Raw genomic sequence first — 14,453 nt, forward strand, 5'->3', positions numbered from 1 at the left:
TGCATCAAATGACTCTCTCCTTCAAATACTAATGAGCAATAATGCGTGTTCAAAAAGAAGGACAACAGGCCGACTGTTTCCCAGACTTTTTGAACATCCTTTATAAATGAAAGGAGAGAAAGTGATGACTGACGAACAAACTGATTTTGAACAAGAACAACAAGAAACCGAACAGCAAAAGACAATGATGAATGATATTCAAAACCTGGGTGAAACAAAAATCCCTCAAGCAGCGCCTTCAAATATCCATTGTTTAACCATTGTTGGTCAAATTGAGGGGCACATGGCGCTGCCGCCCAAAAATAAAACAACAAAATATGAGCACTTGATTCCCCAGCTTGTTGCGGTAGAACAAAATGATCAAATAGAGGGGCTGCTTATTATTTTAAATACGGTGGGGGGAGATGTCGAAGCAGGCTTGGCCATTGCTGAAATGGTTTCAACCCTTTCAAAGCCGACAGTGTCGCTTGTTTTAGGAGGCGGGCATTCCATTGGCGTACCGATTGCTGTGGCTTCTAATTATTCCTTTATCGCTGAGTCGGCAACAATGACCATACATCCTGTCCGTTTAACCGGGTTAGTCATTAGCGTACCTTCAACTTTTGAATACTTGGATAAAATGCAGGATCGTGTAACCAAATTTGTTGTGAGAAACTCAAATATTTCCGAAGAAAAATTTAAAGAGCTGATGTTCAGCCAAGGGAATCTTGCCAGGGACATTGGTACAAATGTAGTAGGAAAAGATGCTGTCAAATACGGTCTCATTGATGAATTAGGCGGTCTGGGCCAAGCTTTGTCCAAGTTAAATGAATTAATAGAGGAACATAAAGGCCATAACAGAGAACAGAAGGTGGTTCAATGATTCTGCACACCATCTGCCCTTTAGAAGATGTCTTAGAGCAAGAAAACAAAAAAAACGACAAAAAGTTAACAATGGAAATAAACGGTGTGAAACTGATTGTGGAAGAATCAGGGGTTAATGAATATGAAATTATCCAGTTAATCAGTTCTGACCCGCAGCATTTCTTGGACACCCGGTATCAACCCGGCGAAAAGTTAACAATGAAACCTTTACTCCCATCAGCAACTTGAGTAACATTATAATTAACTGTACCATCAAAGGATAAGAATACTGCTTTATCATTATGATTTTAACAAGCAGCAATATTGCTGCTTGTTATCTATTCAATGGGTTTCGAGGTGACACCATGGCAAAGAAAAAAACAAGAAAAAGCCAAAAGAAGAAAGGCTGGAAAGAAACGCTTATTTATGAAATATCCGGCCTGTTGATTTTTTCACTTACATGCATTGCTATTTCACAGCTTGGCATTGTTGGGGAAGTGTTAGTCGAAGCGGCAAGGTTTCTAACAGGAAACTGGTATATGCTTATTTTTCTTGGGACTCTTATTCTATCAATCTATTACATATGGATGCGTCAGCAGCCCTCTTACTTTACAAGGCGTTTAGTTGGTGTTTATTTATTTGTTTTTGCCCTGCTTTTATTAAGCCACGTGAGACTTTTTGAGGATTTATCGCAGCATAATAGATGGCAAAACGCTTCGGTGATTACCAACACTCTGGCTTTGTATAACGGACAAGTTTCAGGCGCAATTTCCAGCGATCAGCTGGGCGGAGGAATGATAGGTGCTGTCGGTTTCGCGTTTTTCTATAAATTATTTTCTGCGACCGGCACGATGTTTATGGCCGTGTTTCTTATTATTGTTTCCCTTATACTGATCACCGGAAAATCATTGCGGGATTCAATGAATAAAATATTGGGCCGCTTCAAAAAGGCTGGACAAGGCATGGCAAATATCCAGAAAGAAAAATTGCAAAAGATTAAAGAAGCTGTCAATGAAAAGAAAGAATCGCGCAAGGAACAAAATGAGGCTGAAAGAGCAAAACATATAGCTGAGAATGATCTTTACGATGATATGGAACCAGAACCTATTATTCATGATTTTAATGAACATCAGCCGGAGCAATTGCCTTATCCTAAAGATGGCCAGCCGGAAGAACACCGAGAAGAAGTTATCGATGATAAATCAGAAGAGAATGAGGGACAAGTACAGCCTTCATTTTCAACGCCGGAAATAGAGAATGAAGATTATCAGCTGCCTCCGGTTGATTTGTTGGAACGGTCGAAATCTAATTCTCAGTCTAATGAACGAAAGCATATCGCTGACAATGTCCGCAAATTGGAGAAAACCTTTGAAAGTTTCGGCGTTAAAGCCAAAGTAAAAAAAGTCCATTTAGGACCCGCTGTTACGAGATATGAAGTCTATCCTGATGTCGGCGTAAAAGTGAGCCGGATTGTTAACCTTAACGATGATCTGGCCCTTGCTTTGGCAGCAAAAGAAATCCGAATTGAAGCGCCGATTCCCGGAAAATCAGCGGTCGGCATTGAAGTTCCGAACAAAGAGGTGGCGATGGTCAGCTTAAGGGAAGTTTTAGAATCTGATTTTGCCCAAAGGCAAAAATCTAAGTTGGCCATTGGTTTAGGCCGGGATATATCCGGAGAACCAGTTCTCACCGATTTAAGCAAGATGCCTCACTTGCTCGTTGCCGGAGCAACCGGGAGCGGCAAAAGTGTGTGCATTAACGGTATCATTACAAGCCTTTTAATGAGAACAAAGCCCCATGAAGTTAAATTGCTGATGGTAGACCCTAAAATGGTTGAATTAAACGTTTATAATGGGGTGCCCCATCTATTAACTCCTGTCGTTACCGATCCAAAAAAGGCTTCGCAGGCTTTGAAGAAAGTTGTCGGCGAGATGGAAAGGCGTTATGAACTGTTTTCCGAGAGCGGTACGCGCAATTTAGAAAGCTATAATAATTATGTTCGCCGCTATAATGAAGAAAATGACGATAATCAGCCATACATGCCGTATATTGTTGTCATTATTGATGAGCTTGCTGATCTTATGATGGTGGCTTCAAAAGATGTAGAAGATGCGATTACAAGACTGGCGCAGATGGCAAGGGCTGCAGGCATTCATTTAATCATTGCAACACAGCGGCCGTCGGTTGACGTTATCACTGGTATTATTAAAGCTAATATTCCTTCAAGAATTGCCTTCAGTGTTTCTTCGCAGACGGATTCGCGAACCATTTTGGATACGGGAGGCGCTGAGAAACTGTTAGGTAAGGGCGATATGCTATTTTTGCCAATCGGTGCATCGAAACCGACAAGGATACAAGGAGCTTTTCTTTCAGATGATGAAGTTGAGAAAGTCGTTGATTTCTGTGTCAGCCAGCAAAAGGCTCAATATCAGGAGAACATGATACCAACTGATGAAGCGGAAAAGCCGGTCGATAAGGTTGACGATGAACTGTTTGATGAAGCCGTTAAGTTAGTTATTGAAATGCAAACAGCGTCCGTTTCAATGCTGCAAAGGCGTTTTCGTATTGGCTATACAAGGGCGGCAAGGCTCATTGATGCCATGGAGGACCGGAATATTGTCGGTCCTTATGAAGGCAGCAAGCCTCGGGCGGTTCTTATCAGCAACCAAGATGATGAAGCATCATCACAATAAAGAATACTTGCCGATTGGCGAGCCTAACGCGCAAGATAGTAAGTGTGCTCCTGCGCCGAAGAAGACTCATGGAAGCATATCCCCTTCTCGCCGCAAAGCTGCTGTTTCATGTTATAGCTTTGCTGCCAATCTAAACATTCTAACCTATAAAGAAAACGGATAAATAAGTATTACAAAGCATGATATACGCATAAAATAATTGGACAAAGGCGGCCGGCTTTTGTCCATTTTTATTTTATTCCGGCATACCTTGCGGCTGGTTAGGGATTCAGGGGATAGGGTACAATGAAAGAGAGAATTTATGATAGAAAAAGGGGTTGAGAACATGCCGTACATCAATGAACAAATCCATGAATTTAACGGATTAAAAGTACACTTGATACCGACCGATAAATTTAAGACAGTAACCATGTTTTTGCAATTTTGTTCACCGCTTAACGAGAAAGACGTGACTAAGCGTGCGCTTTTATCTTATGTTCTTAAGAGTTCAACTAAACATTCGCCTTCAGCTCAAGACTTGCAAAAAAGGTTAGATGATTTGTACGGAGCAAGTTTTGCATCGATGCTATCTAAAAAAGGGGACTATCATATTCTGACATTATACATGACCGCTGCCAATGAACGGTTTATCTCAGGGGCTTCTGCTAAGTTATTTGATGAATCTGTAAAGCTCTTGTCTGAAGCGGTTTTTGAGCCGGCGGCATCCGATCGCCAATTTGATGAAAAAATTGTTGAGAGGGAAAAGCGGTCACTAAGAGCCCGACTCGAGTCCATATATGATGATAAAATGCGCTATGCGAGCCAAAGGTTAATTGATGAAATGTGCCAGCATGAACTCTACAGGCTACATACATACGGGTATTCAGAAGAACTCGATCAGGTGACAGCGGATGGTTTATTTGAATATTACAAGAAAATGATGGCAGAGGATCAAGTTGATCTTTATATCATTGGCGATATTCAAGAAAAACAAAGTCATATCTTAAATACGATTCAATCGGCATTGCCGTTCGATAAGCGGCAAAATAAAACAAGAGATATACGCATCAATTTTAATCCGGTTATTCCAAATGAGATCAAAGTTGTTAAAGAAAATCAAGACGTTGAGCAGGGGAAATTGAATTTAGGATACCGGACAAATATCATTTACGGGGACCCTCTATATTACGCTTCCCAAGTTTTTAATGGGTTGTTCGGCGGGTTTCCGCATTCGAAATTATTTATGAATGTGCGGGAAAAAGAAAGTCTTGCATATTATGCTTCCTCAAGTTATGAAAGCTACAAAGGATTAATGATTGTGATGAGCGGAATAGAATTTTCAAACTATGATAAAGCTGTCGATATTATTAAAGAACAGTTGGAGGCAGTGAAAAACGGCGATTTTACCGAACATGATATTGATCAAACAAAGGCGTTATTGCGAAATGCAGTTTTGGAAGCATTAGATAATCCGGCATCACTGACAGATTTTCTTTATCGCCAAGTATTAACAGGCCAGCCGGTAACCGCGGAAAACTGGCTTCATGCGATTGACCAAGTCCGAAAAGAAGATATTATCAAAGTTGCTGAAAAAACAACGCTGGACACCATATATTTTTTACAAGGTGAGGAGGCCGAGTAAAATGAAGCAAATTTATTTTGACCAATTGCAAGAAACAGTATATCATCATAAATGTGATAATGGGCTCGAGCTTTTTATTTTGCCAAAGAAAGGCTTCAATAAAACTTATGCTATTTTTACAACAAATTATGGTTCAATTGATAACCATTTCAAACCGCTCAATCAAAAAGATTGGTTAAAGGTTCCTGATGGTATTGCTCATTTCCTTGAGCATAAAATGTTTGAGATGCCTGACGGGAGCGATGCGTTTCAAGCATTTGGAAATCAAGGGGCATCCTCAAATGCTTTTACGTCTTTTACAAGAACCGCTTATTTATTTTCCAGTACATCAAATGTTGAAAAAAATATAGAAACGCTTATTGATTTTGTACAAACGCCTTCTTTTAAAAAAGAAAGCGTTGAAAAAGAAAAAGGCATTATAGGGCAAGAGATTCGCATGTACAATGATACGCCTGATTGGCGGGTCTATTTTGGTTTAATCGGCAATATGTATCACCATCATCCGATCCAGATTGATATTGCCGGAACGATTGAATCAATCAGTCATATCACTGCCGATTTACTGTATGATTGTTATAGAACATTTTATCATCCAAGCAATATGATGCTATTTATCGTCGGGCCTGAAAATCCCGATAAAATCATGGAGCTTGTTGTAAAAAATCAGGCGGACAAAAGCTATACCGATCAACAGCCTATTGAAAGAAAATATCCCAAGGAGCCAGAGGGTGTTTCCGAAAAATCATCTGTTATTAAAATGGGTGTTCAAACGCCGAAAAGTTTAATCGGCTTTAAAGAACGCCGTGTTCACCGCTCCGGCAAAGAATTTATGGAACATGAGCTTTCAGTGCAGCTGCTTTTGGAGCTCATGTTCGGCAAAGGGACCGAGAATTACAAATCCTTAATTGAAGACGGATTAATTGATGAAACGTTTTCTTTTGAATATACTGAGGAATATGAGTTTGGTTTTTCAGCGATAGGGGGGAATACAGAAGAGCCGGAAAGGCTTCAAAACAGACTAAAACAAATTATCGATGAATATAAGTCGGGCAGACTCGATGAAGAAGCTGTGGAACGGGCCCGCAAGAAACGCATCGGCGGCTTGCTTCGAGCCTTTAATTCTCCAGAATTTATTGCAAACCAATTTACGCGGTATTATTTTAATAAGACAAATCTCTTCGATCTTATACCTGTATTAGAATCATTAACAACAGAATCTCTTCATAAAACGCTTCACGAGCATTTTAGCGATGAAGCGATGACAATGTGTGCTGTTGTTAAAAAGTAAGGTGGTTTAAATGAATATTGCACTTATCACAGGCGCAAGCGGCGGTATTGGCCAAGCTGCTTCAAAACGCCTTGCCGAAGACGGCTATTCGCTTTATTTGCACTATAACGAAGGCCAAGAAAACATTGACACCCTTGTAACTGAATTAAGCCATCAGTATCCTGATCAACAATTTACATCCGTCAAGGCTGATTTGACAACAAAAACAGGCGTACATTCACTGATTGAACAAATCGGGGATCCTCTTGATTGCATTGTTTATAACAGCGGCAAGAGTTTGATTTCATTAATAACGGAAGTTCCGGAATCTGAACTTGATCGTTTTATGCAGCTGCATATAGCCAGTCCTTTTCAGATCGTTCAGCATTTCCTTCCTCACATGATTAATCAGCGGAAGGGAAAAGTTATTTTTGTTACTTCTATTTGGGGCGTGACAGGCTCATCGATGGAAGTTCTGTATTCAACGGTCAAAGGCGGGCAAAATAGTTTTGTTAAAGCTCTTGCCAAAGAGGTGGCGCCGAGCGGCATCTCCGTAAATGCCGTTGCTCCCGGTGCGGTAGACACGAAAATGATGTCTGAATTCAGCGAGGAAGAAATTGAGTATATCAAACAGGGCATTCCGATGGGACGTCTTGGCCGCCCTGAAGAAGTTGCCGACTTAATCGGATTTTTAGCTTCTCCAAAATCAGATTATATTAACGGACAGGTGATATCCATTAATGGTGCATGGCATTGTTAAATGCCATGCATATTTTTTTGCGCCGCGCGCATCCTAAATTGTGTAAGACAAAAAGGAGGAATCACAATGTCTGTTTTAAATAATTGGGATGATTGGAAGAGCTTCCTTGGCGATCGTTTGAATAAAGCAAAAGCCAAAGGCGTCAGCCAAAATGCTATTGCCGATTTCGCAACAGAAATTGGCGGATATCTTGCTGATAAAGTTGATCCAAAAAACGAACAGCAAAGAGTGCTTTCTGATTTGTGGAGTGTTGCAAATAAAGACGAACAGCACGCGATTGCCAATATGATGATAAAACTTGTGGAAAACAACGGTACAAACAAACAATAAAAAATATAGCATAAGCGCAATAAATGATGGAAGGGAATGTCACAAAGGCATTCCTTTTTGCTTTAGGGAAAAAGTTCCGCAAAAAAGTACCTTTTCTTGAAAGATATTATCATTTATTATAAATTTATAATGATATGTGTTCAAAAGGGGTTATGCTATGGAAAAGAAAGAATGGTACTTGGAATATGAAATACATAGAAACCGCCCCGGATTATTGGGTGATATCGCTTCGTTATTAGGTATGCTGGGAATTAATATTGTAACCATTAACGGTGTTGATAATGAACGAAGGGGCATGCTTTTGCGGACAGAAGACGATGCCCAAATTGAACGGCTTATCGCCATTGTGAAAACAATGGATAATATTAATGTAACCAAATTAAGAGAACCAAAATTAAGCGACCGCTTGGCCGTTCGCCACGGCCGCTATATTGAGAGAGATGCAGATGACAAAAAAACATTCCGATTTGTCAGAGACGAATTAGGTCTGCTTGTCGATTTTATGGCTGAATTATTTAAGAAAGAAGGCCATAAATTAATCGGCATCAGAGGCATGCCGCGCGTCGGGAAATCGGAATCGATTGTCGCATCTAGTGTTTGTGCGAATAAACGCTGGCTTTTTATTTCTTCCACATTATTAAGGCAGACGGTTCGAAGCCAATTGGCAGAAGATGAATTTTCTGATGAACACATATTTATTATTGACGGTATTGTTTCGACAAAGCGGTCATCGGATCGTCACTGGGAGCTCTTGCGTCAGGTTATGCGAATGCCGGTAACCAAAGTTGTCGAACATCCGGATGTCTTTGTTCAAAGCACGGAGTACTGTCTTGATGACTTTGATTATATTATTGAACTTCGAAATGACCGCGACGAAGAAATCGTCTACGATATCGTGGAAGAGGATGAAATGTCTCCGTTTGACTTTTAAACTGGTTGTTCAAAATGAGGAAAACAGTGTTTTTTTGAACATCCTCTAAATCTTATTGGCAGGTGTTAAGCATTGAGTGAACTAGGAACAGCGTTGAAACAAGCGCGTCAAGAAAAGGGGATGACATTAGAAGATATTGAAAGCAAAACAAAAATTCAAAAGCGCTATCTCCAATCAATTGAAGAAGGAGAGTTTGATCAACTTCCCGGCAATTTTTATACAAGGGCTTTCATAAAGAATTATGCTGAAACGGTTGGACTTGACCCTAATGTTCTTTTAAATGAATACGGTCATGAGATCCCAAAAAGCAGCCAAGAGCCGTCGCAAGTTATTCTGCCGTCAAGAACAAGGCAAAGTGCCGGTTTGTCATTTAAATCAGCAAAGAGACGGCAAACCGATTCACAATTTAATTCTTTATTGCCGAAAATAATCATTATTGTTGTTCTTTTATTGATTTTAATCGGCATTTGGCTGTTAGCTCAACATTTTAAATCAAGCGATAAATCGGCCGTGACAAATCATACAAGCCCTGATGTTGTTTATAAAAAGGATGAAAATAACTCAGGAAAGAGCGCAGCGGACGAAAAGAAACAGAAAGATCAAAAAGCAAAATCAGAAACAAAGGATAACAAAAAAGATCAAAAGTCCAAAAAAGACAAGGCTCATGAAAAGCAGCACTTATCAATGGATAAGTCACAAGGAAATACGTCATATTTTACTTTGTCAGGCACCAATAAATTTAATGTTGAAATATCAGCCAAGCCTAAGAAACAAACGTGGATCGAGGCAAGGGACGGCGGCCAAAGCGGGAAAAAATTTGCTTATGGCATAGCCCAAAACGGTTCAAAAGAAAATAAATTTAAATTTGATGCTTCGAATACCGAAAAGCTTTATATTAAAGCAGGCAATGCTCCTGATACAGAAATCAAAGTGAATGGAAAAACTTTAGAGCTGCCAAACAAAAGCACAACAACACAAACGATCTATATTACATTTAAAAAAGCGTAAACAACATTAGCATCTCACCTAAGAGTCATCATCATGGTGACTCTTTTCTATTCATCTGGAGGTATTAAAATGAACATAGCAAATAAAATAACACTATCAAGAGTCATTATGATTCCTGTGTTTCTCATCTTTTTACTTGTTCCGATGCATCTGGGCACTATTACAATATGGCACGCCAAAATTCCGGTCAGCCAATTTATCGCCGGCATTATTTTTATCCTAGCCTCATGCACGGATTGGCTTGATGGTTACCTGGCAAGAAAGTACAATCTTGTGACAAACTTTGGGAAGTTTCTTGATCCGTTAGCGGATAAGCTGCTTGTTACAAGCGCTTTGATTTCGCTCGTTGGTTTCCATTACATTCCATCTTGGATGGTTATTATTATTTTGGCAAGAGAGTTTGCTGTAACCGGGCTTCGTTTGGTGGCTGCAGGCGAAGGAGACGTGATTGCTGCGAGCAAGGCGGCTAAGTGGAAGACAACTTTTCAAATGCTCGCCATTATTTTTTATTTGTTTAATAATTTACCGTTTGGTTTACATGGATTCCCGCTGGCAGACATCTTATTATGGCTAGCCGTTATAATGACAATTATATCCGGATGGGATTATTTTTATAAAAACCGTGAGATTATTTTAAGGTCAAAATAATTTTTCAGCCGGCAAAGGGCTTTAAAAATTGGGGTGAATGATATGAATGCGGAATTAATAGCTGTAGGTTCTGAACTGCTGCTGGGCCAGATAGCCAATACAAACGCGCAATTTATCTCGGAACAACTAGCCGCTCTAGGAATAAATGTCTATTTTCATACAGTTGTCGGCGATAATGCCGAACGGCTTAAAATGGCTGTTAAGCAAGCGGAATCCCGCGCCGACTTGATTATTTTCACAGGCGGATTAGGTCCTACCAAAGATGATTTAACAAAGGAAACCATAGCCGAAATAGTAGGGAAACCCCTTGTTTACGATCTAAGTGCGTTAGACAGCATTATAGAGTATTTTAAAAAAACAGGACGCGACATGACGGAAAATAACCGAAAACAGGCGCTTGTCATTGAAGGCAGCCAAGTTCTGGAAAATCGCCGCGGCATGGCGCCGGGAATGATCATCCAGGCCAAGGGCAGAACATACATACTTCTTCCAGGCCCGCCGTCTGAAATGAGGCCGATGTATACTGATTTTGTAAATCCTTACTTATCTAAGCGTTATTCAGAACATATTGTCTCAAGGGTATTAAGGTTTTTTGGCATTGGCGAATCAGCTTTAGAAACAAAAATTATCGATTTAATTGAAAATCAAACGAATCCGACGATTGCCCCTTTGGCAAAAGAAAGCGAAGTGACGCTTCGATTAACGGCTAAGCATCAGAAAAAGGAAGAAGCGGAACGCTTGATAAATGAAACAGAAGCTTTAATTAAAGAGCGTGTCGGCCAATATTTATACGGGTACGGAGACGTTCAATTACATGAGATTGCTTTTCAGCTCTTAAAGAAACACAATCAGACGCTTTCGGCGGCCGAGAGTTTAACCGGTGGATTATTCAGCAAAATGATAACAGACTTACCCGGCGCCTCAAGCGTGCTCAACGGCTCGGTCATTTGTTATACCAATCAAGTGAAAGAAACGCAAGTGAATGTTCCGCGTCCTTTATTGGAGTCGGAAGGGGCCGTCAGCAAGGCTTGTGCGGAAGCGATGGCCAAAAATATAAGGGAACTTTGCGGCTCGGATCTTGGCATAAGCTTTACAGGAGTAGCCGGACCTGATAAAAGCGAAGGAAAAGAACCGGGTACGGTATATATTGGTTTAGCTGATCAAAACCAAGTCAAAAGCTTTAAATATCAATTCAGCGGCACACGCGCGGCTATTCGGGCAAAAACCGCCAAGACGGGTTTCGACCTCATTCGGCGCTTGCTTTTGACCTAATATTACGTTAAAAGGCAAGCCAGAGCGCTTATTTAGAGAAAGCTTTCCAGCTTCCAAAGCGTTTTGAAAAAAGACGAATAAATGTTCGCAAAACCTATTGGCAAAACCACAAAAAAAAGCTATGATAATAAATAGATCAAATGTGCGTTTAAAAAGGACGGGGGTTCCCTAACTTTTTAAACGATCCCTTAAAGGAGTGATTTCATGAGCGATCGCAAAGCAGCCTTAGATATGGCGTTAAGACAAATAGAAAAGCAATTTGGAAAAGGTTCCATAATGAAACTTGGTGAACAAGCTGAGCAAAGGGTATCCACTGTCTCCACCGGATCTTTGGCGCTTGATATTGCTATAGGCGTCGGGGGTTACCCGCGCGGGCGGATTATTGAAGTTTATGGACCGGAATCTTCAGGTAAAACCACCGTTGCCCTTCATGCTATTGCCGAAGCGCAAAAAGGCGGCGGACAAGCTGCATTTATAGACGCTGAACATGCTTTAGACCCTGTTTATGCGGAAAAGCTCGGTGTTGATATAGATGAGCTGCTTCTTTCACAGCCTGATACAGGAGAACAAGCATTGGAAATTGCTGAAGCGCTTGTTAGAAGCGGGGCGGTTGACATTATTGTCATTGACTCTGTTGCTGCACTTGTACCGAAAGCTGAGATAGAGGGAGAAATGGGCGATTCACATGTTGGTTTGCAAGCGCGTTTAATGTCTCAAGCATTAAGGAAACTTTCAGGCGCAATCAGCAAATCAAAAACAACGGCTATTTTCATTAACCAAGTGCGCGAAAAAGTAGGCGTTATGTTTGGCAATCCGGAAACGACACCAGGCGGCCGGGCGCTCAAATTCTATTCATCAGTCCGGCTGGAAGTGCGCCGCGCCGAATCATTAAAGCAAGGCAACGACATGGTTGGGAATAAAACAAGAATTAAGGTTGTGAAAAATAAAGTAGCGCCGCCGTTTAAACAAGCTGAGGTCGATATTATGTACGGCGAAGGCATTTCAAAAGAAGGCGAAATTCTCGATATCGGTTCAGAGCTTGATATTATTCAAAAAAGCGGTGCATGGTATTCATTTAATGAAGAACGGCTTGGCCAAGGTCGTGAGAATGCCAAGCAATTCCTAAAGGAAAATGAAGACATTCGTGATGAAATTATTCAGCAGATCAGGAACCACTACAATTTAAATGAGCAAACAGAACCTGAAACAGAATCTGATAATGAGCAAAGTGAACTATTATAAAAAGGAGGGTGTCCCAAAAGCCTAGCTTTTGATGGACACCTTCTTTTTTATAATATAGCGGGCCGTTAGGTTGACAAGCGTTTTTTCCAAATATACAATTAAGTTGTATATTTAACCTTTCTTTAAAAATCAATGACATTTTGAAAAGCTTTTAAAAGAAGTCGTTTGAGACTTCTGCATGTCTTTTTAAACTGAACTTGTGGGAGCAAGGAGGTGAATATGATGACTGTATGGTTAATCATCTCCATTGCGCTGATCTCTATAGTTTGTCTTTTTATAGGCTATTTTATTAGAAAGTCGATCGCAGAGGCCAAGATTGCAACTGCTGAGAATGAGGCTAAGCATATTATTGAAGACGCAAAACGTGATGCGGAAGCAACTAAGAAGGAAGCCCTTCTTGAGGCAAAAGACGAGATTCATACATTGCGTACTGAGGCCGAAAGCGAGATACGCGAGCGTCGAAATGAACTTCAAAGACAAGAAAATCGACTTGTTCAAAAAGAAGATTTGCTTGACCGTAAAAGTGAAACGCTTGATAAAAAGGAAGACTCACTGGATAAAAAGGAGGATTCTCTTAGAAAGCAACAACGACAAATTGAAGAGATGGAAAGCAAAGTGGAGGAACTGCTGCGAGAGCACCAAGCGGAACTCGAACGCATTTCCGGTCTAACCAATGAAGAAGCCAAGGAGATTATTTTTAATCAAGTCAGACAGGAAGCCGCGCACGAAGCAGCACAGCTGGCAAAAGAAATCGAAACCCGCGCTAAAGAAGAAGCGGATAAGAAGGCAAAGAATATTCTTTCGCTGGCAATACAACGATGTGCAGCAGACCATGTCGCCGAGACAACTGTTTCAGTTGTAAATCTTCCAAATGACGAGATGAAGGGCCGTATTATAGGACGCGAAGGACGAAACATTCGTACTCTTGAGACCCTGACTGGTATAGACCTTATTATAGATGATACGCCTGAGGCTGTTATTTTATCCGGGTTTGATCCAATTAGACGGGAAGTTGCCCGGGTGGCCTTGGAGAAACTCGTTCAAGACGGACGCATTCATCCTGCGCGAATTGAAGAAATGGTCGAGAAGTCTCGCCGAGAGGTAGATGAAATGATTCGTGAATACGGCGAACAGACAACATTTGAAGTGGGCATACATGGCATGCATCCTGACTTGATCAAAATACTTGGACGTCTTCGATTTAGAACAAGCTATGGACAGAATGTGCTTAAACATTCAGTAGAAGTCGCATTTTTAACTGGGCTGATGGCGGCTGAGCTTGGTGAAGATGTGACGCTTGCCCGCCGTGCCGGATTGCTTCATGATATCGGCAAAGCCATTGATCATGAAGTTGAAGGAAGTCATGTTGAAATCGGCGTTGAATTAGCGACGAAGTACAATGAACACCCTGTTGTCATTAACAGTATTGCTTCGCACCATGGTGATACAGAGGCAACATCCGTTATTGCGACACTTGTTGCTGCAGCAGACGCTTTATCAGCTGCGAGACCTGGAGCGCGAAGGGAAACGCTTGAGACTTATATTCGTCGCCTGGAAAAACTGGAGGAAATCTCTGAATCCTTTGAGGGCGTAGAAAAGTCTTACGCTATACAAGCTGGTAGGGAAATTCGCATTATGGTTCAACCGGATACAATTGATGATGCTGGATCCTATCAACTTGCTCGTGAGATTACGAAAAAGATTGAAAACGAATTGGATTATCCAGGACATATCAAAATAACTGTTATTCGTGAAACAAGAGCTGTTGAATATGCAAAATAAAAAGTGGCGCTTTTCGCCACTTTTTTTCATATTTGTTGATAAGGTTAAGCGGATGA

Annotated in this window: 14 protein-coding genes; all 14 read left to right on the forward strand. The window is 40.9% G+C overall.

All coding sequences use genetic code 11. From position 1 onward, the window contains the following. Positions 1-184: 184 nt before the first annotated feature. The 14 genes from JOD45_RS02930 (at position 185) to rny (ending at position 14,397) form a co-directional block, all read left to right on the forward strand. Positions 185-862 (forward strand): ClpP family protease, encoded by a 678-nt coding sequence (locus tag JOD45_RS02930; RefSeq protein WP_380898553.1) that lies wholly within the window; start codon positions 185-187, stop codon positions 860-862. Beyond that, the gene (locus tag JOD45_RS02935; RefSeq protein ID WP_205002367.1) at positions 859-1,092 is read left to right on the forward strand and encodes a YlzJ-like family protein; all 234 of its coding nucleotides are present in this window, start codon (positions 859-861) and stop codon (positions 1,090-1,092) included. The genes JOD45_RS02930 and JOD45_RS02935 overlap by 4 nt, the downstream gene beginning before the upstream one ends. Positions 1,093-1,208: 116 nt before the next feature. Next, a complete protein-coding gene (locus JOD45_RS02940; RefSeq protein WP_205002368.1) occupies positions 1,209-3,536 on the forward strand; it encodes a DNA translocase FtsK in 2,328 nt (775 codons plus the stop codon). Beyond that, entirely contained in the window at positions 3,517-3,699 is a 183-nt protein-coding gene (locus tag JOD45_RS02945; protein ID WP_205002369.1) for a hypothetical protein, read from the forward strand. The genes JOD45_RS02940 and JOD45_RS02945 overlap by 20 nt, the downstream gene beginning before the upstream one ends. Positions 3,700-3,861: 162 nt before the next feature. Further along, the gene (gene yfmF / locus JOD45_RS02950; RefSeq protein WP_205002370.1) at positions 3,862-5,157 is read left to right on the forward strand and encodes an EF-P 5-aminopentanol modification-associated protein YfmF; all 1,296 of its coding nucleotides are present in this window, start codon (positions 3,862-3,864) and stop codon (positions 5,155-5,157) included. A 1-nt stretch (position 5,158) separates the two neighbouring features. Continuing rightward, positions 5,159-6,445, forward strand: coding sequence for an EF-P 5-aminopentanol modification-associated protein YfmH (gene yfmH, locus JOD45_RS02955; protein ID WP_205002371.1), 1,287 nt, complete (start codon positions 5,159-5,161; stop codon positions 6,443-6,445). A gap of 10 nt (positions 6,446-6,455) precedes the next feature. Next, positions 6,456-7,184, forward strand: a complete 729-nt coding sequence (gene ymfI, locus JOD45_RS02960; protein WP_205002372.1) for an elongation factor P 5-aminopentanone reductase — start codon at positions 6,456-6,458, stop codon at positions 7,182-7,184. Between the two features lie 66 nt (positions 7,185-7,250). Next, positions 7,251-7,514 carry a DUF3243 domain-containing protein gene (locus JOD45_RS02965; protein ID WP_205002373.1) on the forward strand — a complete coding sequence of 88 codons (264 nt, stop codon included), beginning with the start codon at positions 7,251-7,253 and terminating at the stop codon, positions 7,512-7,514. A 157-nt stretch (positions 7,515-7,671) separates the two neighbouring features. Beyond that, positions 7,672-8,445 (forward strand): DUF3388 domain-containing protein, encoded by a 774-nt coding sequence (locus tag JOD45_RS02970; protein ID WP_205002374.1) that lies wholly within the window; start codon positions 7,672-7,674, stop codon positions 8,443-8,445. Positions 8,446-8,517: 72 nt separating this feature from the next. After that, positions 8,518-9,453 (forward strand): helix-turn-helix domain-containing protein, encoded by a 936-nt coding sequence (locus tag JOD45_RS02975; RefSeq protein ID WP_205002375.1) that lies wholly within the window; start codon positions 8,518-8,520, stop codon positions 9,451-9,453. 69 nt (positions 9,454-9,522) lie between these two features. Next, positions 9,523-10,101 (forward strand): CDP-diacylglycerol--glycerol-3-phosphate 3-phosphatidyltransferase, encoded by a 579-nt coding sequence (gene pgsA / locus JOD45_RS02980; protein WP_205002376.1) that lies wholly within the window; start codon positions 9,523-9,525, stop codon positions 10,099-10,101. Between the two features lie 42 nt (positions 10,102-10,143). After that, positions 10,144-11,373: a competence/damage-inducible protein A gene (locus JOD45_RS02985; protein ID WP_205002377.1), complete on the forward strand. Its 1,230-nt coding sequence runs from the start codon at positions 10,144-10,146 to the stop codon at positions 11,371-11,373. Positions 11,374-11,577: 204 nt separating this feature from the next. Further along, positions 11,578-12,615 carry a recombinase RecA gene (recA, locus tag JOD45_RS02990; protein WP_205002378.1) on the forward strand — a complete coding sequence of 346 codons (1,038 nt, stop codon included), beginning with the start codon at positions 11,578-11,580 and terminating at the stop codon, positions 12,613-12,615. 219 nt (positions 12,616-12,834) lie between these two features. Next, positions 12,835-14,397, forward strand: coding sequence for a ribonuclease Y (gene rny / locus JOD45_RS02995; protein WP_205002379.1), 1,563 nt, complete (start codon positions 12,835-12,837; stop codon positions 14,395-14,397). Positions 14,398-14,453: the final 56 nt, after the last annotated feature.

It is taken from the genome of Scopulibacillus daqui, assembly GCF_016908855.1.
GTDB lineage: Bacteria > Bacillota > Bacilli > Bacillales > Sporolactobacillaceae > Scopulibacillus_A > Scopulibacillus_A daqui.

Excerpts from the sequence above, each read along its gene's own strand:
- JOD45_RS02935 (WP_205002367.1), top strand. The coding sequence starts at position 859 with ATGATTCTGCACACCATCTGCCCTTTAGAAGATGTCTTAGAGCAAGAA.
- JOD45_RS02970 (WP_205002374.1), top strand. The coding sequence starts at position 7,672 with ATGGAAAAGAAAGAATGGTACTTGGAATATGAAATACATAGAAACCGC.
- pgsA (WP_205002376.1), top strand. The coding sequence starts at position 9,523 with ATGAACATAGCAAATAAAATAACACTATCAAGAGTCATTATGATTCCT.
- JOD45_RS02965 (WP_205002373.1), top strand. The coding sequence starts at position 7,251 with ATGTCTGTTTTAAATAATTGGGATGATTGGAAGAGCTTCCTTGGCGAT.
- ymfI (WP_205002372.1), top strand. The coding sequence starts at position 6,456 with ATGAATATTGCACTTATCACAGGCGCAAGCGGCGGTATTGGCCAAGCT.
- JOD45_RS02985 (WP_205002377.1), top strand. The coding sequence starts at position 10,144 with ATGAATGCGGAATTAATAGCTGTAGGTTCTGAACTGCTGCTGGGCCAG.
- JOD45_RS02940 (WP_205002368.1), top strand. The coding sequence starts at position 1,209 with ATGGCAAAGAAAAAAACAAGAAAAAGCCAAAAGAAGAAAGGCTGGAAA.
- yfmF (WP_205002370.1), top strand. The coding sequence starts at position 3,862 with ATGCCGTACATCAATGAACAAATCCATGAATTTAACGGATTAAAAGTA.
- JOD45_RS02930 (WP_380898553.1), top strand. The coding sequence starts at position 185 with ATGATGAATGATATTCAAAACCTGGGTGAAACAAAAATCCCTCAAGCA.
- JOD45_RS02945 (WP_205002369.1), top strand. The coding sequence starts at position 3,517 with ATGAAGCATCATCACAATAAAGAATACTTGCCGATTGGCGAGCCTAAC.
- rny (WP_205002379.1), top strand. The coding sequence starts at position 12,835 with ATGATGACTGTATGGTTAATCATCTCCATTGCGCTGATCTCTATAGTT.
- yfmH (WP_205002371.1), top strand. The coding sequence starts at position 5,159 with ATGAAGCAAATTTATTTTGACCAATTGCAAGAAACAGTATATCATCAT.
- recA (WP_205002378.1), top strand. The coding sequence starts at position 11,578 with ATGAGCGATCGCAAAGCAGCCTTAGATATGGCGTTAAGACAAATAGAA.